This window comes from Mucilaginibacter sp. P4_A11 (assembly GCF_056402535.1).
This window is the reverse complement of sequence record NZ_JBFUHE010000027.1, coordinates 31,383-50,239: the sequence shown is the minus strand read 5'-3', so window position 1 is coordinate 50,239 and position 18,857 is coordinate 31,383. Positions and strand designations below refer to the sequence as shown.

Here is an 18,857-nt window from a genome sequence, read left to right as displayed (position 1 = left end):
GATGCGATCCTTGACCGCATTGTTCACCACTCTTTAAGGGTCGAATTATATGGCGAATCACTAAGGAGAAGAAACTCTAAATCAGAAAATGTATTTTTGTAAAAATAATAGTTGTTAAACCGGACAAAAACATCCGCTCCAAAGAGCCTATCTGTACAACAACTTTACTCTCTTTCAAACCCTAACTCAGAGGGGTCACTTTAGATTGGCGAAGAGGGGTCAATATCATTGGTATATCCAATATACTGTTGTCCAATTATTTGTTGATGAAAGAATTTTGTGAGAAAGGCGCGTTCGAAAACAAGACGTTTTATAAAACCAATCTGCTGCAACTCGCTAAATTTTTAGCCTTAAAAATGTGCTTTCCAGAGATCATTGATCTTTATCAGCGAAAAGGAGTTTACGCTATTGATAACGATGATATCAAAAGAGAAATAACCAAAGAAGAAAACGGTTATATCGACCATAAAGAGTTTCAAGACCTGCTAGAACGTACAAGGGAAATTAGTATTGCCAGCTTGGAAACTTATTTCAGGTTCAGGTTATCAAAAGATGAGCAACTAATTCCCGAACTAAGCAATATCTTAAATGAAATTATCTACGAGAACGGTAAAGTTAAGCTTTCAGAAGAGGTAGTAAAAAACTTAAACCTCCCAGCGCTTAGTAACGCAATCCGCAATAAGTTCCGTAGCAGTACAAACCGTCACATCCAGTTCTCGATATTTAAAGGCACACTAACTTTTGCGCAGAAATTCAAAGTCACATTGACGGATAACTTGTATAAAGACCTGCTTGATCTGATGATGCGCATGCTTAAGAGCGAGCATCTAACTTTTGATCCCGAATTACTTAGAGAAAATTTATTAATTAAGATCAAACCTTTACCTACAGCTGATCTCCAAAAGATTATAGATAATTATTTAAGCCCACTGGGTGCCAAAGACAATAAATTAAGTGATGAGTATATCGAAAAGACACTTAATTTTCTGATTGCTTTTAGAAAAAGTTTCACCACTAAACAATTAACAACTATCTCCAATATCCTCGTACAGCAATATCTTAACGACAAGATTATATATAAGATGTTGCAAGATGACGAAGCGCAGAAAAAGTTTGTTGACAGTAAATTCCGTGAACACCTGATCACACAATTGACCAAAGCGGCTGTTGCCGACCGACTGCATATATATTCACTCTTACCCCTCGTTGTGTTCGAAGATAACTACGTACCGACGGTATTAAATGCGGTCGCGCAATCATTTCCGAATATCTGGACCAGTTTTCAATCAGATGAATCAAAAGCGGGCATACTTATTCATTTAACAGAACAAACACTATTGAAACTGCTTAATAAGGATCGTAGCGATGCCATTACTTCGCTAATCACCCTAATAACTGATTTTCAGCGACAACCTAACAACATTCAGTTCTTACCAATTGTTATGCAACTAAATAGGCAAAAAGGACTGGAAGAGGAAGTGCAAACCTATTTTACAAGCGTTATAACTCCCGCACAGCGGTCTGAACTAACGCAGCTCATTGAGCATGCCGATATCAACTCGTCTTTCGATACACTGACGCTCGAACATCTATTTACGCGGCTAGTTTTATTTGAAAAACCAAGCGAATTGATAATGCCGGCTTTAGATGGAAAAAATCAATTGCTTTACATTCAGTTTTTACTAAAGAATGGTCACTATGCTGCCTTGGCGAAGGCCTGGCTCCTTTTACCGGAATTATCAATCGAGCAAGAAACGTTGATTGTTGATCAAATTGTCATTCAAGCAAAAAGCAAGCACAATTCGATCAGGCTTGATGAGCTACAAATTCTATTGCAGATTATTGGACTTTCGGGCTATAATCAGCCCTTACCGATAAATGATGATCTTATAGGCTTAATCATGACGCTAATCAGCCGAGAGCCTTCATCGGAACTATTTAATACCGGGATTAAATTTCTGGAGAAATATACGCAGCAGCAAGGTGACCATATACAAATGCTGGGGGATGCCCTAATAGAAACTGCATATCGGTTAAACTACTCAACGATAAAAAAACTTTATGAACGTCTATTCGCATTATTTGATGTATTAACTGACGAAGATAAAAACCGGCTAAGGGATTTAATTTATATTCACCTATTGCACCACCTGAATGGTGATATTGCCAATTTGGAAACCGCAATCTATGCTACAGAATTCGCGGGTGAATTTGATTTTCATGGTTGTGAAAAATATTTCGAGGATTTCATAGCCATCGCAGGTAATTACAAAGACAGCGAGGTTTCTTCGTATTATGAAAAATTGACTAAAATAATTATACATAAACTTAAAAAATATCAATCTGCGTTATTCAAGGACATAAAAAAGAAGCTAAAAACTCAGATTGAAACTAACAAAGAATAATGAACTTTTGAATAACGTCGCCCCATTGATCTTTACGATCGCTATGTGTCAATAAAGGATAACTGAACATTATCAATTTTAAACTCTAAATAGGGGTTGCAATGGAACCAAGAACAGCATTTGTCGCCAACGGCGTTATAAGAGATAGTCATAAGATTATGTTAGGTTTTTAAATCAGTTCAAAAGAAGACCGGGGCAAATGGTAGCAGTAAATAATAATATTCTTATATAACAAGAAACGCCGGGCTCTATCAGCCCGGCGTTTTCATTTCAAAAATGACTTTATCTTTGTCAAGTCACTTTTCAATACTTACGGCATTCGCATCAACCACAACAATTTCAGGTTTACCCTGGTAATCAATCACCTTTCCCTGTACAGTAATACTCTTATCATCTATCTGACCCGCTAATTGCTTAGCATCTCCCTTTAACACCACTGTCAGTAACTGCTTTGGATAAGGTGCGCCAAGATTAACCAGTATCATACTCTTGATATCTTTACTACTAAATACCTTTCCGGTAACGGTAACGTCCTTGCCAATGTTGTTTTTTACATCTTCAAGTCTGATCTTCTGAGCCGGATCAGAAGCGTTTGATACAGGAGGAGGAGGCAACAACTCTACCTTAGTGATCTTAACTTTCGTATCATTAAACAACTTGTTCAGTTCCCCGGCCAACCTGATGCCTGCCTGGTCGATCCTTAAGTGTATAGTTTGAATGTATTTCTTATAATAGGCTTCATCGATATTCTGCCCTGGTTTAATATCAGCGTATAGCTCAGAACTTATCTGGTAGCTCTCCCAAAGCCATTCCATCGGGCTGGACGCCTGCCATTTCTTGATTTGCGAGTCATTGGCCCAATCATATTGCTTTGCGATCTGTTCCTCGCTTAAGCCCTCGTGTTCGATTAACTTGCTGTCCCATAAACTGTGCAGATTAGTGCCCGCATTATCAAAACGCACCTGGATCGTATTCCCGCCCTTATCTTCAGCACGGCTGATATGCATGGGTTGATGGGCATCCCCAACTAAGTGGATCAGGTATTTGAGTGCACTGTTCTTTTGGTCTGGTGTCGACGACTGATCTTTTAAAATAGCTTCCTCCTTAAGTATAGCCCCGTAAACGTTATCATTACTTTGCTGATTAACAAAGTCAACAAACTGCTGATGGTCCAAACCCAAAGGCAGGTTTAAAAAGTGCCACTTACCCGTAGTCGGGTTGCGATGATCGTCAGCCCAGGTACTCACATCCGCCATGCTTTCGTCTTTTAAATAAGCGGAAACTGCATAGGCGGTATTTGACGTTAAATGCTTTTGCGCTATAGTCGCCACAGCCCGGTGCCCTTTATATCCCCAGGAAATCAAAGCTGCTGATAAGGCTATCAATGTAACTGATAATATTTGTTTTCTCATACCGCAAATGTATGAAAGCAAATGAAAGAAGGTAAGGGGTTGCTAATTAAATTAGTATGTATTTGTGTGAATATGGTAAAGTTGAATAGAGGATTATTAAGCAACTGCAAAAAATAAATAAAACTTGAATTTTAGAAGCATCTTCAAAAAAAGCTGACGATCATATCAAATCCCTATTAATCAATTGGTACCTTTTTTATATTTTTCTTAACTCTTTCTTGGATTTTTTTTATTACGTCGACTTCGGTTTGAATTACATCTATTACTAAATTCGGGTCAACATCGATTAAGTAAGCAAATCTTAAAATTTCGAAAAGAGTAAATTTTTCCGGGTTTAGCAGCTTGCTCGCATAGCGACCGGTGTTAATACCTAAAGCCACCGCTACTTTTCCGGGGATGAAATCTTTAAGTTTATACATGCGTTTTATAGCATGATTCTCAAAGAGATATTTGATCGGTTCAAATATCGCTAAATCAATATCTCTTTTATCTCCCCAATCTGACATAAGTGTCTTTTTTTGATGATAAAAGTCACCACAAATTATTTTTTTATAAAAAATTATTACTTATAGTATTATAAAATTACCATTGGTAATTTTTTTTATTATATTTGTTTATGAGTTAAAAATAAAGCGACATGGTTTTAAATATTTAATTCGCTTACGAAGTCTCACGTCTAAAACCGCCAGTTTCGACCACGTGAAGGCAAGTGAAAGCGCCCATTCCTGAAAATTTATATCTTTGGGGTATAAGTCAATGGATGGGCTTCACTTAAGTCTTTTGTGGTCAACTGTATTGCTTAAATGCATTACAGGGGTTCCTGGCGGTACCTTGCGCAAAAGCTGTGAAGTCCATCCATTTGATTTGCAGTTGAGACTCGGTTCTCTAAAATGATGAACGAGTATGAAGCAGTTTAAGCAGAATTTAAAAAGTACATTTATTGGCTGTTTCGGCGCTGATTTTTCGCGTTTTTATTTATATTACTATCAGTCTAATACTCGTTCACTCCAAAACCCCATCAAGAACGTAATAAAATCTCCCACATAAATACCGAAAACGGCAGCCCCGTTAATAGTTAATCAAAACCGGCTGCCGTTTTCTCCCTTTTTGCCTGACCGTGAAACCACCAGTTTTTCACCGGAAAGGCCAAACTATGGCCTAATGTTTTGTTCATTGTAGTTCGTTGATTTAATATATGAGTGCAATTGTAGTCGACCTGAAAGATATGAATGTCCGTACCCCCGAACAGGCAGTGCGCGTATTTTATGCAACTTTCGATCCCGAAGAAGTACAGGCCGGACTTTGGGAAGCCTTCCGCGGCTTCACCCTGGCAACCGAGACCACCACGGACAAAGAACTGCCCGACATCCAGGATGTAGCAAATCTTTTCGACGGCCTCATCAACCTGGTTAACGGCATCTACGACCTGCAAGCAAAAACAAACGGCCGCTGCGTCATCTGCGGAAGAAGCGAAGACCGCCCATCCGAAAGGAACGGGGGAAGCAGCGGCAACAACGACGACGACCCGCATACCGCAGGTTAGTATTCCCGGCAAATGCCGGATTGTTCTGGTTAAATAATTTATTCTTTAATGTGATTTAAAATGAAGCGATTTTTCAGCTTCCTGGCCTTGCTTTGCCTTTTTTTCGGCGCAGCAGCACAGGAAAATATAACTATCAACACCAGCGGCGCAGCAGCTTCGCCGCTCAAAATAGGGGACAAGGTGCCTGCGGGCGTCCTGTCCGGTTTAAGTAAAACAGCAGCGCTGCAGCAAAAAGGCAGCGGTGATCTTAAAGCCAAATTACTGGTGCTGGACTTCTGGGCCACCTGGTGCGCACCCTGCGTGGCCATGATCCCCCAAATGAATACCCTGCAGGAAAGCTACCACGGAAAAATTCAGCTCCTGCCGGTGGCCTATCAAAGCCGGAAAGAAGTCGAAACTTTCCTCAACCGGCTCGAACAGCAGCGCGGTATCAAAGAACAGCTGCCCCTGGTCACCGGAGACACCAGCCTCGTCAAACTTTTTCCGCATGCGGAACTGCCCCACCTGGTCTGGATCGGACCGGACGGCATCGTCAAAGCCATCACAGGACCGCAGGCCCTGAACAAAGCCGTCATAGACCGCCTGCTCGCCGGGGACAATACCGGGATGAAAATAAAACGGGACGAGGTGATGACCTATGACCGCAGTTCCAATTTGCTGATCGACCCCTCGGCAACCGAACCCGGTGTATCCTTCGCCGTTTCCGGTTACAAGGAAGGTGTCGGCAGGGGATACTACAACGACACCATGATCCCGGGTGAGGGAAAGGAAAGGCGCATGACCGCGCGTAATCAAACCATCCCGGAACTGTACCTGCTGGCTTATTCCAAAAAGCCCAAGGAAGTCGTGCTCGAAGTCGCCGACACCACCGCGCTCGCGTCAGGCAACCTCAGCAGCGATGATTTCCGGGAATGGCTGAAACAGGGGCACGGCTTCTGCGTCGAGCTCGTCCTGCCCGACAGCCTGCGCAAACGTTCCTACGAAATACTCAAAAGCAAGCTCAACGCCTATTTCAGCAATTACAGCACCTCACTGGAAAAAAGACATGTCCGCTGCCTCGCGCTCGTACGCACCTCCGGTGCCGATAAACTGAAATCCGCAGGAGAGAAACCGGCTGTCGAGCAGGACGCCTTCGGCTCCAAATTCACCAACTGCTACCTGCGCGTCTTTATCAGCCGCATGCAGCTACCCCTTCAATACCACCCGCTGCCGCTCAAAGACGAGACGGGCTACACCGGCAAGGTCGACCTGCAACTGAGCGGTGACCTGAGCAACCTCGCCGAGCTCAACCGGGAACTGGCGAAATACGACCTGCGTTTTGAAGAACGGGCGGCAGACCTAGAAATGCTCGTTATCCGCGACGCGGTAAGCAGTAAACCCTGATTGGCACCACCTAAACTATTGCATATGAAAATCCAGATTTCTACGAACCTGATCAACTTCCAAAAGCGTCTCTCCCCGGATACATGCCTTAAGCGGTATGCATGCTTGCTGATAACCTACCTGTGCCTGGTACTGATGCCTGCTTTGGCCTCCGGACAGGAAGCCCTCGTCCGGGGCCATGTCGCTGCAGCGGGCGGTCTTCCCTTATACGCTGCGACCGTCAAAGTGAAAGGCGGACAAGCGGCCGTACTGACGGATACCGCAGGCAACTTCAGCATCAGGATTTCCGGTAAAACCGTACTGGAGGTAAGCTATGTCGGCTATACGAGCCGGGAGCTCACTGTCCTGCCCCGCAGCGGCGAACCAATCCGTATCGAACTGATCCCTTCGGCCGCCGAACTCAAGGAGGTCGTTGTTTCTACCGGCTACCAGTCAATCCCCGCCGAACGAGCGACCGGCTCCTTCGTCCAAGTGGACAATAAACTGCTGAACCGGCGGGTCAGCACCGGCGTCCTCGACCGGCTGGAGGATGTCACCCCGGGCCTGCTGTTCAATAAGGGTAAATCGGCCGGTGCCAACCTGATCAGTATTCGCGGGCAGAACACTATTTACGGCAACGCCAACCCGCTCATCGTCATCGACAATTTCCCCTATGACGGCGACATCAATAATATCAACCCGAACGACGTTGAAAGCATCTCGGTGCTCAAAGATGCCGCGGCGGCTTCGATCTGGGGCTCGCGGGCGGGCAACGGCGTGATCGTCATCACCACGAAAAAGGCGGCCTATAAACTGGCGCTGCGGGTATCGTTTAATGCGAACACCACTGTCGGCGAAAAACCAGACGCTTTTTACCAGCCGCGGATGTCTTCCTCTGATTTTATCGATGTCGAAAAAATGCTGTTCGCCAAAGGCTATTATAAGAACCAGGAGAACGGTTATAACCATCCGGCACTGACACCCGTGGTGGAGTTGCTAATCGCCGGGCGCGACGGAAAGATCGGTACGGATGATATGAACCGGCAGATCGATGCCCTGCGCAATATGGATGTCCGCAATGATTTCAGCAGATATTTCTACCAGAAAAGCATTGCCCAGCAATACGCGCTCAACCTGAGCGGGGGAGGGGATAACCAGCGTTTTTATATCGGCGGCGGGTACGACAACAACCGGGACAACCTGAGCGGTAACGGTTACCGGCGCTATACGCTGAATGCCAGCCAGACGGTGGCAATGCTGAAGCGGAAGCTGGAGCTGACCACGGCTTTTTACCTGACCGAAAGCAACAGGCAGCAGGGTAACACGGGGACGGGCCTGATCGGTTTAAAAACGGGTGCCGGTAACACATTATACCCCTACGCGCAGCTGGCGGACGCGGCGGGTAACCCGTTGGCGATCGCCCATGACCACCGGCAGGTGTTCATTGACGGTGTAGCGCAGGCGGGCCTGCTGGACTGGGCATACCGCCCGCTGGATGAGCTCCGGCTGGCGGACAATACGTCGCGCATTACAGATTATCGCCTGAACGCGAACCTGAGCTATAGGATCACATCTGATCTTTCCGCTTCGGTATTGTACCAGTACGGCCATACACTGACCGCCGGCAGGATACTGCAAAATGAAGACACCTATTATGCCCGTGACCTGGTAAACAACTATACCCAGGCCGCTGACGACGGCAGCCTGAGCTACGGAATTCCCAAAGGCGGTGTCCTCGACCTGGCTAACACTGACGTAAGCAGTCAAAGTTTCCGGGCACAGCTGAATTTGAATACAAGCTGGCAGGACAAACACGCCCTGACTGCGATCGCAGGCTACGAACTCCGGAATTTACATACCATCTCCAACAGCGACCGTTCCTACGGTTACGATGATGCGCATGCGACGGCGCTGCCGGTCGATTATGTGAAGCCCTTCCCGCAATATCCTGCACCGGGAAATGCGCTGGCAGTGCCCTATTACAACAGCCTGTCGGACCTGACGGACCGCAACATCTCTTATTATGCGAATGCGGCTTATACTTACCGCTATAAATATACCCTGTCGGGCAGTGCCCGGCTGGACCGGAGTAACCTCTTTGGCGTGAACGCCAACAGGCAGGGCGTACCCTTGTATTCGGCAGGGATCAGCTGGAACATGGACCGGGAGGATTTTTACAAACTGGCCTGGCTGCCTTACCTGAAATTGCGGCTGACCTATGGCTATAACGGCAACGTCAATAAAACACTCTCTGCCTATACTACCGCGCAGTATCTCGACGGCAACGCGATCAATACGGTTTATGCCCAGGTACGCAACCCGCCTAACCCTGACCTGCGCTGGGAACGCGTGCGGGTGGTCAACGCCGGGCTGGATTTTGAGACGGCAGGGAACAGGATCAGTGGAACGGTAGAGCCATACTGGAAGCGGGGGATGGACCTCATCGGTGATATTGCCTTTGCCCCTTCAACGGGCATCACTACTTTTCGTGGTAATTCCGCAAATACGAAGGGCCGGGGAATCGATGTAACCATTAATACACGGAACCTGACAGGTGTTTTCAAGTGGCAAACGACCCTGTTGTTCAGCCACGTGACAGACGAAGTAACGGGGTACGCCTTTAAGCAGGTGGCCAACAGGTTTCTCTCGTTTGGCGAAAGTCAGGTTTACCCGCTCGAAGGCCATCCGTTCTATGGCTTGTACAGCTATAAATGGGCGGGGTTGGATCCGCAGACCGGCGACCCGCAGGGCTACTTGAATGGCAAGGTGAGCAAGAATTATGCGCAGATCATCAATACGGCAACGGCCGACAGCCTGCAGTTCAACGGTCCGGCGCGGCCGACGACCTACGGGGCCCTACGAAATACGTTCAGCTTCCGGCAGTTTACGCTGTCGGCCAATGTCAGCTACCGGTTCGGTCATTATTTCCGGCTGCCGGGGATCGCTTACAATACCGTGCTGACCGGTCAGGGTTACTATGCAGGCCTTTACAGCCAGCGCTGGCAGTACCCGGGCGACGAGGCGCACACGAATGTGCCTTCCCTGCCTTCGGGGGTAAATTCTGCAAGGGATAATTTTTATAATTATTCGGCTGCTCTTGCCGAGAAAGGGGATAATGTCCGGCTGCAGGATGTTTCGTTCTCTTATACACTGGATAAGGCCGCGTTGAAAGGCCTGCCTGTCCGGCAGCTGTCGCTCTATCTGTACGCCAACAACTTGGGCATCCTGTGGAAGGCGACGAAGACCAAATACGACCCGGACTACCCTACGGCTGCTTATCCTCCGGTAAGGACCCTTGCACTGGGCTTGAAAGCGGATTTTTAATTACGGTAAATCACTAACGCAAATACGATGAAAAAAAAATATAGCTTGTACTCCTTTTCTCGGCTGCCCGGCGTATGGATACCCCTGCTGGTATTGATGTCCTGTCAGAACGGCTACCTTGGTAAGAAACCGGACAAATCGCTGCTGGTGCCTGCGACCCCGACGGATTTCCAGTCGCTGATGGACAACCTCACGGTTTTTAACCAAAGCCCGGGTTTGACCGTGCTTTCAGCCGACGAGGCGCAGATCCCGGATGCCTTGCTTGCGACGTTTGAAAACCCGGCTGAGAAGAACGCTTACCTGTGGCAAAAAGATATCTATGCGGGCCAACCCTGTTTTGACTGGAATATCGCCTACCAGCAGGTTTTTTACGCTAATGTTGTGCTTGATGGCCTTGCTGCAAATCCCGGGAACGGATCTTCCGAATCGCGGAATAATGCAAAAGGCGAGGCCTTTTTCTGGCGCTCTTTTGCATTTTATAACCTGGTGACGCTGTTCTCCACCCCCTATGATAAGACGACATCGGCTAAGGATGCGGGTATTCCGCTCCGGCTGGTTTCCGACGTCAACGCGAAAGTAGGGCGGGGGACCGTGCAGCAGGCATACGATCAGCTGACCGCTGACCTGCAGGAAGCAATCTCCCTGCTCCCAGTCAGCGCACCTTACCAAAGCCGGCCGGTCAAAGCGGCGGGAGAGGCCATGCTGGCGAGGGTTTACCTGACTATGGGGTTATACGACCAGGCCGAAGAACACGCCTCTGCAGCGCTTAAGCTCCACCCTGCGCTGATCGATTACAATGAGCTTGATACGCAATCTGACAGCCCTTTTCCAAGCTCCCCCGCACTTAACAATCCGGAGGTCATCCTTTATGATCATTTGGGCTCCTATGAAATGTTCCTTGACCTTAACCTGACCGTCAGCAAGGAGCTATATGACTTGTATGCTGACAATGACCTCCCGAAGGGGATCTTTTACAGTGGAGGTGATCCGAATTATTTTAAAGGCAGGTACACCGGGTTTAGCCTGGAATTGTTTGGCGGCCTGGCGACCGATGAACTTTACCTCATCCGGGCGGAGTGTTACGCACGTAAAGGCGATAGTGCCGCGGCGCTGAGTGACCTGAATACATTGCTGGTAAAGCGTTGGAAACGGGGGGTATTTGTTCCGCTGACAACCGGTAATACGGCCGACGTCCTGGCAACCGTACTGACCGAACGCCGGAAGGAGCTTGCCTTCCGCGGGCTGCGATGGGATGACCTGAAAAGGCTGAACAAGGACCAGCGTTTTGCGAAAACGCTGAACCGGCAATACGAAGGGGAAAATTACATCCTTCTGCCGGGTGATAAACGTTATGTGCTGCCGATATCGGACGAAGAAGTGAAAGCCAGTGGTATTGGTCAGAACGACCGTTAAGCAAAACGACCGGCGCGAGGCCGGTCGTTATTACAAATTAATGGAAAGTGCCGCTTTCCTGTGCGGTTGGATTGCTGTCATCGATGTTCGGATCCTGGCCTGTAGGGTAGCTGACGGTACAGGTGTTCGTTGAAAGCGAACATGAATAGGAAGTGGTCACTTTTTGATAGGTGCCAGCGGAGAGAATCCGCCATTTGACATCTGCAGGTTTAGCAGATGTGGCGAATGCGGCACCGGTGCCTAATAAAACCGCAATGGCGCCGAAATTTAATTTCATGCCTTTCATGATGTGGGAACGCTTTATTGGATCAAAAAACGCTCGGAAAAACTTTGGTTAAAGAATGGTCGCCTACTCTTTTCGCAGGTTTTCGGCTTTCCCCTGTTGGATCAGTCAGTTAATAAGATCTGTTGCTTTCGTTCAGAAAAGTGCAGGTATATGGCAAGAAGGTTCAGGATCAGGAATACCCAGTTGAAAATAAGGTGTGTTGTCCAGGACATGTGATTGAGAATGCCCCCGCAGGAGCAGGGGATGCGGTCCCAGTAATGCAGCATGACCAGGGATATGTAGCCGGTGAATGCCGCCAATAAAATGCATGAGCCCAGAAGCCCCGCCACCAGGGTACGTTTGAAACTAAGTAAGGCAGCTGTTGCAATTTCTGCTGCGGGCAGCAGGTGAAGCAAAACACCCGCCAGCCAGTGGGGGAAGGTCTGGTTATAGAGCTGCTGCCTGAAATCACCAAACGTCAGCAGTTTGCTAAGGGCTGCATAAATGAAAAGAATGATAAGCAGGGCGGGAATGATTGATCGTGCGAATGTCCTCATGGTATTTTGTGTTTGACGAAAACAAAGTACGGGGCTTGGAAAAAGGTAAAACAGTAACAAAAGGGTATATACCCCTGACAAGGAGTTGGCAATATGAATAAAGGACAGGTTTATGGGTTTGATGAGCGGCTGTTCATACGTGCGCCGTTCTATAGTTTTGAACACTACGCTTTGGGCGCAGCAGAGCGTATGCTTTCGGAAACGACATTTCGGAACGCGCTGTACCTCGCGAGTCCGTCATTCTACGCGGAACTGGAAAAACTGAACTTTGACTGGAAAACCCTGACCGCGAAGCAAAAACTGACTTTGAAAAAGTACTACAACCGGATGTCATTCCGGCCAACCCCTTTCGGGGCGTTTTCCTCTTTCGGACTGGCTCACTGGCAGGACCGGGGATCCGGGCTTAGGCTTGCAGCTAGCGCTCAGTCCGTATTGCACCTGTTGCCCTCCAGGGAATGGCAGGTCGCCGCCTCGCATGCCCAGGGGCAGCAGGATAAGCCCGCGCTATTATTGCGAACAAATCCTACGCTTTTCAGCATCCCGGGCGGGTTCCGGTATGTCCGCTCCTCATTTGAACGGTCAGGGAAAGGGGAATTTGCCGTTAATGAACTCCCGGACGAAGCATTGCACAGGGAAGTCATACAGGCCGGCGCAGACCAGCCGGTTACCCGCATCGGTTTACAGGCTATGGTAGCGGAGAAAACGGGATGCAGCTTACGGGAAGCCAAGGATTATGTGAATTTCCTGATCAGTGAACAGGTTTTGATAACCGAGCTGGAGGGAGCCCTGATCTCGGGACACCATCCGGGCGGTACCGGTATTCCGGACTCGGCGGGTACTGATCATGCTATGCGGTCTTTCTGGCAGCATTCGGCCGCGTCGCTCTTCGATGTAAAACTTAGTTTACCGGAAAGGGCCGCCATGCTGAGCGACCTGAACAGGAAAGCCGGTATCCCATTTTCCGGAAATGCGCTTTACGGCGGCCTGGAAAGGGGTATCCAGTCCGGCGGGATAGACCGGGATAAGCAGCAGTCATTGTTATCCACCATCGAAATATTACAGAAAATCGTTATACCTTATCCTACCCCCGCCTTAAAAAATTTTATAAGGAATTTTAAAGAGCGGTTTGATAGCCAGCCAGTTCCTTTGCTCCGGGCTGTCGATCCGGATAACGGCGTGGGCTACGGTGATCTTCATGGACAGGCACAAACCGGCGGATTGCTAAATCACGTCGCATTCCCGGAAAAAGCGAAAACCGCGAAGGCAGTTGAATGGACCCCGGTACACCGGTTGTTCCTGCGGCTCTGGCTCCAGAATACCAGCCGCGGACCCTATGACCCGGTTCATGTGAATGCGAAAGACACGGCAGATCTAAAGGTCCCGGAAGAGTATGCTCTTCCGCCCACCCTGGCCGTCATGTTTTCCTGTTCCGGGGATGATATCGTACTGGACAACCTGGGCGGCGCATCCGCTACCTCGCTCATCGGGCGGTTTTCAGTGTTCAGCGCGGAAATCGAAACACTCTGCAACTGGGTGGCCGCTGAAGAAAGCCGGGCTAACCCGGACATCATGTTCGCGGAAGTCCACCAATTGTCCGATACGCATGTCGATAATATCAACAGGCGTTCCCCGGTATACGATGCGGCCATCCATATCAACACCTTTCCCGCAGAGACAGGTCAGTTACAGGTGCCGCTAAGTGACCTCATCCTGCGCATGGCAGGGGAGAAGCTGATCCTGGAGTCGGTGAGCCTAGGCAGGCGCATTATACCGAGATTGCCGACCGCCTATAATTATCAGCACAACCCGCTGGCCCTGTTCCAGTTTTTATGCGATCTCCAGTACGAGGGGCTGCAGGCGAACCTGACATTCGACCTGGAAAAGCTGTTCCCGGGACTGGACTTTTATCCGAGGGTCGTCAGCGGCAAGGTCGTGATCAGTCTGGCACGCTGGCGGCTGAGCGATGCTGAGGTGCAAATGTTACTGAGCAAACCTTATTCGATCGGCAGGCTCCATTTATTCCGCGCCGAACGCGGTATCCCGCAACTGGTCAGCCTGGGCCTGAGTGACCAGCAGCTGGTATTCGATCTGGGCGACGACGAAGAGGCGCTCTTTTTCCTGGATTGCCTGAAAGATACACGGTCGGCCGTTATTAGGGAATACCTGCAACCGAATGATGCGGTACAGGCAGAAGGCAAAGCTTTCGCCGCACAACTGGTCGCTGTTTTGTTGCGCCCGGACCCGGTTTATAAAGGGACGAAAGTTCGGTACAGGGTCACGAAAGAAATCCAGCGGGACTTCCTGCCGGGAAGCGAGTGGTTATACCTGAAAATCTATACGACAGAGGAGTCTGCGGACCGTTTATTGACTTCCGCCGTTTTACCGTTTCTGGATAAATACCGCAAGCAGGTGAGGCTCTGGTTTTTTATCCGTTACCGGGACCCAGAGCCGCATATACGCCTGCGGATCAGAAGCGCAGGAGGGGGATCAGGACCCTTGCTCAATGCGATCAGGAAAATCATCGCCCGGCAGCATGCATTGGTTAAAGATGTTAAGCAGGAGATATACCGGCGCGAGATCGAGCGTTATAGCCCGGAATTGATAGAAACAGCGGAACTGCTCTTTCAGGCAGGCAGTTTATGGACACTGGAAAAACTATCCGGAATGGTTGAATCCCCGCCAAAACAAACGGACATTGAGGCTTTTGTGCTTGTTTACCGGATGACCGCTGCCTTCATTTCCGAAAAGGAAGCTATCGGGTTTTTCAACCGGAGATCGGAAAGTTTTTTTAAGGAGTTTGGCCCGGATAAGGCGTTGCGGATAAGCATGGATACCAGATACCGGGCCTTTAGCCGCGACCTCAGCAGGGCAGTAGCGGATGTTCATACTGGTGGAACCAATTATAAAAAAGGCCAGGACTCGGAAATTTTGAAAATCATGCAGGTATTATCGGGCGCAACCACTCACTGGAACACCGAAAAACGGTATGCTTTTTTAGCAGACCTGCTTCACATGCAGGTAAACAGGATGTTCAGCACCCGGCAGCGCCAGCACGAAGCACTGATATTTTACTGTTTATATAAAAGCTGCTCGGGCAGGCAGGCCCGGATTCAAAAACAGGGATCAGTGCCTGGTGCGCTTGCTGATCAGCATTAAGGGCTGGACGCTTTGCATAAATTTTTCACGGTAACTATCACTGATCGGGATGAGGTCATTATTTTCCATCCTGATATCGCTGTTCTCGATTGCCCTGATTTTATTGCGGTTGATGATAAAGGAACGCTGTACCCTGGAGAACATTTCAGCGGGAAGGTTTTCCAGTAATTCCGATAAGGTCAGGTAGGTCACGATTTTTTCGGTGACAAGCTGAATTTCTACATAGTTTACCGCGGCCCGTACATAGAGGATATCGTTGACCGGTATCTTCGTATAAAAATCCTTTTGACCGCCTTTAACGAATAAAGGCGGGTGTTCTTTGACTTCGGGCGTCCTCGGCTCATAAAGCTCCCTCACTTTCTGAACACTCTGCTCGAAGCGGGCGTAGGAGAACGGCTTCATCAGGTAATCTAACGCTTTCAGTGAAAAGGCCTCGGGGCCATATTCCCGGAAGGAAGTAACGAAGATGATTTTGGTCATCGGGTTGATCAGAGCGGCGAGGTCCAGTCCCGACAAAACGGGCATTGCCACATCGAGGAAGGCAAACATCGGCGGATCGGCCTTTAAATCCTTTAACGCCTGAACAGGATCGGTACTGGAACCGATTAAGACGAGATCGGATGTTTTCGCCACATAGGCTGCTAAATAGGCTATGGCGTGTGCTTCGTCGTCGACGATATAGGTAGTTAATTTCATAATTGTACGGTTAAGGTGGACTGGTAGTAATCTTCCTGTTCCCTGATCTCCAGGCTATAATTGTCAGCATACGTATAGTCAAGCCGGAGCCGGATATTCTTGATGCCGAGGCTCTGGATCCGCCCGAAAGAAGAATGGGGACTTTTGTAATTGCCGGTTTCAAAGACCAGTAGACCGGTGCCGGATACCGACACGCTGGCATAAGCCGGTTTTCCGCGAAGATTGGCGTGTTTAAAAACATTTTCCAGCAGGGTCATGAGCACGAGGGGAATGATACGGTGGCCGGCCGTGTTTCCGGAAATGGAATAATCGATATGCAGGGGGTAATCGAACCTTGACTGGTTGATCATGATCAGGTTTTTCAGCTGTTCCAATTCGCGTTCCAATGGTATTTTGCCGTCAGTCCCGGTTCCTTGCATCGTAAAACGCATGATCTCTGCTAACAACAGTACATTTTCCGCTGCCTCTTCCGAGTGTTTGTAAACGGTATTGTGGATGAAATTCAGGGAATTAAATAAGAGGTGGGGACTGATCTGCTGCTGAAGATAAGCGTTCTGCGCTTTGGCGAGGTCTCCCTCTAGCATAAGGTTATCCCGTTCAGCTGTCAGCTGTTTTATTTTTGCCTCTGCCGCCTGTTTTTGAAATCTGGATATATTCAGGGCTGTCCAATAAAGTGTCGCCAGCGCTGCAAAGAATATGCAACGATAAAGGTCCAAAGCCGCCATTTCTTTTATAATCTTAAATTTCGTGTCTTGCGACTTTGTAAAATCGGTAAACAAGTAATCTGCACTGACTTTAACGCTTAAGTAAACTGATATTTCTAAGCCAACAAGCAAAGCGAGCCTGAAATATTTTTTATTTCTTTTTATTAAGTTTTCATCAAGAAGGAATTTGTGCAGGTAAAATAAGGTAATATTACAGAAGTAGTAAAATAGGTTTTTGGGTATATTTCCTATTGTTCCGGCTGTATAATAAAATATTGAAAGCTCGTATACTATAAAGCAAAACCACCATATACTGTGATCTAATATGTCTTTTAACCTAAACTGAACAGTCGAAAGGTGTGAATTACTCAAATGTGTTTTTGTGTAATATTTCAGAGGATCCATGTAATAAAACTATTATATATATCATAAAACATTAATATAGTAAAAAATATATATTATGAGCAATAAGAAAATCAAACTTCCAAAATCTACAGTTAACAAAGTTTACAACATGGTAAGTCATGTTAAATCAGGCGGCGACACAACCACTACTTCTCAAGGCGACCCGACTAATGGTTGTACTACTATCCTTACAACAACTCATTACATTTAACAATCAAACTTTACTTTGAAAACTGCCGAGCTGACATTGGGGGGCGATATTTTTGATCATTTAAAGGAAATGGTTAAAAGGTGCCAAAGCTCCACCTGTCCAGGCGAGCAGACATTGGCAAAAACGGAATCATTATGCAGCGAAGCCCGTAAAACCTGGGCTTCTGCTGCTTTTTCCGATTTGAGCGAAACCTCCCTTACCCGTTATTTTTCCCATCAGCTAAACGCTGTTACAGAAGTAACCATCCTGTTAGACGATATTTCCAGGCAATTCTTCGGATCTCTGGGAAATTCTGATATATTTCAATCAATCCGATGTGAAATACTTTCATTGGTAAATTATTTAATTGGATATTATCGACCGTATATTGATTGTTATGCTAGTTGCCCGGATGTATTCAAACAATACATCGTAGAGAACCTCAGTACCAAAGTTGACTTCGTGTATAATTCGCTACCTAAGCTGAATGACGCTGTCCAGCCGCTTGGAAACGTAGTGAGCACTTATTTAAGACATATAAGATCGAGCGATCACACTACAGTTTTTAATTTCGGGCAGGTGATGTATTTCAACGGTTTTGTGAACGACCTGGAACTATTTTTTCAAAATTCGCTTAATCTTGTTCGGGCATCTGTCTTCGCGGAGCGGCTGCTAAAACTTGAATTTAATCATTATTTGCTTTTCATCCATTATCAAACCGCAATCCAGCAAAGGTTAGATAGTACACCGTTAAAAAAGAGGGAAAATAAATTAGATGAAGAGCTTTTCCTATTAGCGCATAAAAACAACCCGAATACACTTCGGTATGATTTGCGCTGGCCCCCACTTGAAGAAATGTTGACGGGCTGGCTATTGCAGGCAAAAAAGAAACTGACCAAAAGTGAGGTCGCGCCCTCATCTACAGATCGCGGTAAATCCAAAAAGATGCACGTGATTCTTTCGGTATCCCAACTGGCGGCTTTGGCAAAGCTGTTTGTCAAAGAAAAGATTTTCGGAGATCATAGCATGAACGAGGTATTTGAATTCTTTTCGGGAAATTTCTCCAGCAAACGACAGGATGCATTTTCGCAGGGAAACTTCATTAAAGAATATTACAGTATCACGCAAGTGACTGCTGCGGAATTAAGGGATCTCCTGCTCAGGATGGTCGCCCGCATCAACCGTGATTTTTTCCCGGCAGTGGTTGCAGTAAGTTTCCTAATCCGTTTTTATCAAGGTACTTGATCAACTCACCGAACCAGGCATAATCAAATTTTTCTTTTTTGAATAGTTCAGCGGGACCAATAGCAATAATCTGTTGGAGTGTATCAAATCCCATTAATTTACTCAGCTCCTTGAACCCATCACTCAAATCCAAGCGACGAATTTCTTTATTGAGAATAACTGAAGTTATTGATGYGGTCA

At 47.3% G+C, this 18,857-nt stretch carries 15 protein-coding genes; 9 read left to right on the top strand and 6 right to left on the bottom strand.

The window, feature by feature from the left end; translation table 11 throughout:
* Positions 1-6 precede the first annotated feature (6 nt).
* Entirely contained in the window at positions 7-102 is a 96-nt protein-coding gene (locus AC1DUD_RS30425; RefSeq protein WP_477361193.1) for a hypothetical protein, read from the top strand.
* Positions 103-266: 164 nt separating this feature from the next.
* Complete coding sequence (locus tag AC1DUD_RS30420; protein WP_477381605.1) at positions 267-2,405, top strand: hypothetical protein; 2,139 nt, start codon at positions 267-269, stop codon at positions 2,403-2,405.
* Between the two features lie 296 nt (positions 2,406-2,701).
* On the opposite strand, the gene AC1DUD_RS30415 is transcribed toward AC1DUD_RS30420, so the two are convergent.
* Both AC1DUD_RS30415 and AC1DUD_RS30410 read right to left on the bottom strand, forming a co-directional pair.
* Positions 2,702-3,817 carry a S1/P1 nuclease gene (locus tag AC1DUD_RS30415; RefSeq protein ID WP_477381603.1) on the bottom strand — a complete coding sequence of 372 codons (1,116 nt, stop codon included), beginning with the start codon at positions 3,815-3,817 and terminating at the stop codon, positions 2,702-2,704.
* 176 nt (positions 3,818-3,993) lie between these two features.
* Complete coding sequence (locus AC1DUD_RS30410; RefSeq protein ID WP_477381601.1) at positions 3,994-4,323, bottom strand: hypothetical protein; 330 nt, start codon at positions 4,321-4,323, stop codon at positions 3,994-3,996.
* A gap of 689 nt (positions 4,324-5,012) precedes the next feature.
* Between AC1DUD_RS30410 and AC1DUD_RS30405 the strand changes: the two genes are divergently transcribed.
* The 4 genes from AC1DUD_RS30405 to AC1DUD_RS30390 are packed head-to-tail and all read left to right on the top strand — an operon-like array spanning position 5,013 to position 11,459.
* A complete protein-coding gene (locus AC1DUD_RS30405; protein WP_477381599.1) occupies positions 5,013-5,360 on the top strand; it encodes a hypothetical protein in 348 nt (115 codons plus the stop codon).
* A 60-nt stretch (positions 5,361-5,420) separates the two neighbouring features.
* Positions 5,421-6,743 carry a TlpA family protein disulfide reductase gene (locus tag AC1DUD_RS30400; RefSeq protein WP_477381597.1) on the top strand — a complete coding sequence of 441 codons (1,323 nt, stop codon included), beginning with the start codon at positions 5,421-5,423 and terminating at the stop codon, positions 6,741-6,743.
* A 24-nt stretch (positions 6,744-6,767) separates the two neighbouring features.
* Positions 6,768-10,046 (top strand): SusC/RagA family TonB-linked outer membrane protein, encoded by a 3,279-nt coding sequence (locus AC1DUD_RS30395; protein WP_477381595.1) that lies wholly within the window; start codon positions 6,768-6,770, stop codon positions 10,044-10,046.
* Between the two features lie 27 nt (positions 10,047-10,073).
* Positions 10,074-11,459 carry a RagB/SusD family nutrient uptake outer membrane protein gene (locus AC1DUD_RS30390; RefSeq protein WP_477381593.1) on the top strand — a complete coding sequence of 462 codons (1,386 nt, stop codon included), beginning with the start codon at positions 10,074-10,076 and terminating at the stop codon, positions 11,457-11,459.
* A 37-nt stretch (positions 11,460-11,496) separates the two neighbouring features.
* Here the strand turns inward: AC1DUD_RS30390 and AC1DUD_RS30385 are convergent, their stop codons facing one another.
* A complete protein-coding gene (locus AC1DUD_RS30385; protein WP_477381591.1) occupies positions 11,497-11,745 on the bottom strand; it encodes a DUF6520 family protein in 249 nt (82 codons plus the stop codon).
* A 101-nt stretch (positions 11,746-11,846) separates the two neighbouring features.
* Complete coding sequence (locus AC1DUD_RS30380; protein ID WP_477381589.1) at positions 11,847-12,281, bottom strand: MauE/DoxX family redox-associated membrane protein; 435 nt, start codon at positions 12,279-12,281, stop codon at positions 11,847-11,849.
* Between the two features lie 93 nt (positions 12,282-12,374).
* On the opposite strand from AC1DUD_RS30380, the gene AC1DUD_RS30375 reads away from it, so the two are divergent.
* Entirely contained in the window at positions 12,375-15,437 is a 3,063-nt protein-coding gene (locus tag AC1DUD_RS30375) for a lantibiotic dehydratase (protein ID WP_477381587.1), read from the top strand.
* Here the strand turns inward: AC1DUD_RS30375 and AC1DUD_RS30370 are convergent.
* Complete coding sequence (locus AC1DUD_RS30370) at positions 15,405-16,133, bottom strand: LytR/AlgR family response regulator transcription factor (protein ID WP_477381585.1); 729 nt, start codon at positions 16,131-16,133, stop codon at positions 15,405-15,407. The two genes, AC1DUD_RS30375 and AC1DUD_RS30370, sit on opposite strands and share 33 nt — an antisense overlap.
* Positions 16,130-16,717, bottom strand: a complete 588-nt coding sequence (locus AC1DUD_RS30365) for a sensor histidine kinase (protein ID WP_477381583.1) — start codon at positions 16,715-16,717, stop codon at positions 16,130-16,132. The genes AC1DUD_RS30370 and AC1DUD_RS30365 overlap by 4 nt, the downstream gene beginning before the upstream one ends.
* 580 nt (positions 16,718-17,297) lie before the next feature.
* Between AC1DUD_RS30365 and AC1DUD_RS30360 the strand changes: the two genes are divergently transcribed.
* Together AC1DUD_RS30360 and AC1DUD_RS30355 are read left to right on the top strand one after the other, a co-directional pair.
* The gene (locus tag AC1DUD_RS30360; protein ID WP_477381581.1) at positions 17,298-17,453 is read left to right on the top strand and encodes a hypothetical protein; all 156 of its coding nucleotides are present in this window, start codon (positions 17,298-17,300) and stop codon (positions 17,451-17,453) included.
* A gap of 15 nt (positions 17,454-17,468) precedes the next feature.
* Positions 17,469-18,677: a hypothetical protein gene (locus tag AC1DUD_RS30355; RefSeq protein WP_477381579.1), complete on the top strand. Its 1,209-nt coding sequence runs from the start codon at positions 17,469-17,471 to the stop codon at positions 18,675-18,677.
* Positions 18,678-18,857 lie beyond the last annotated feature (180 nt).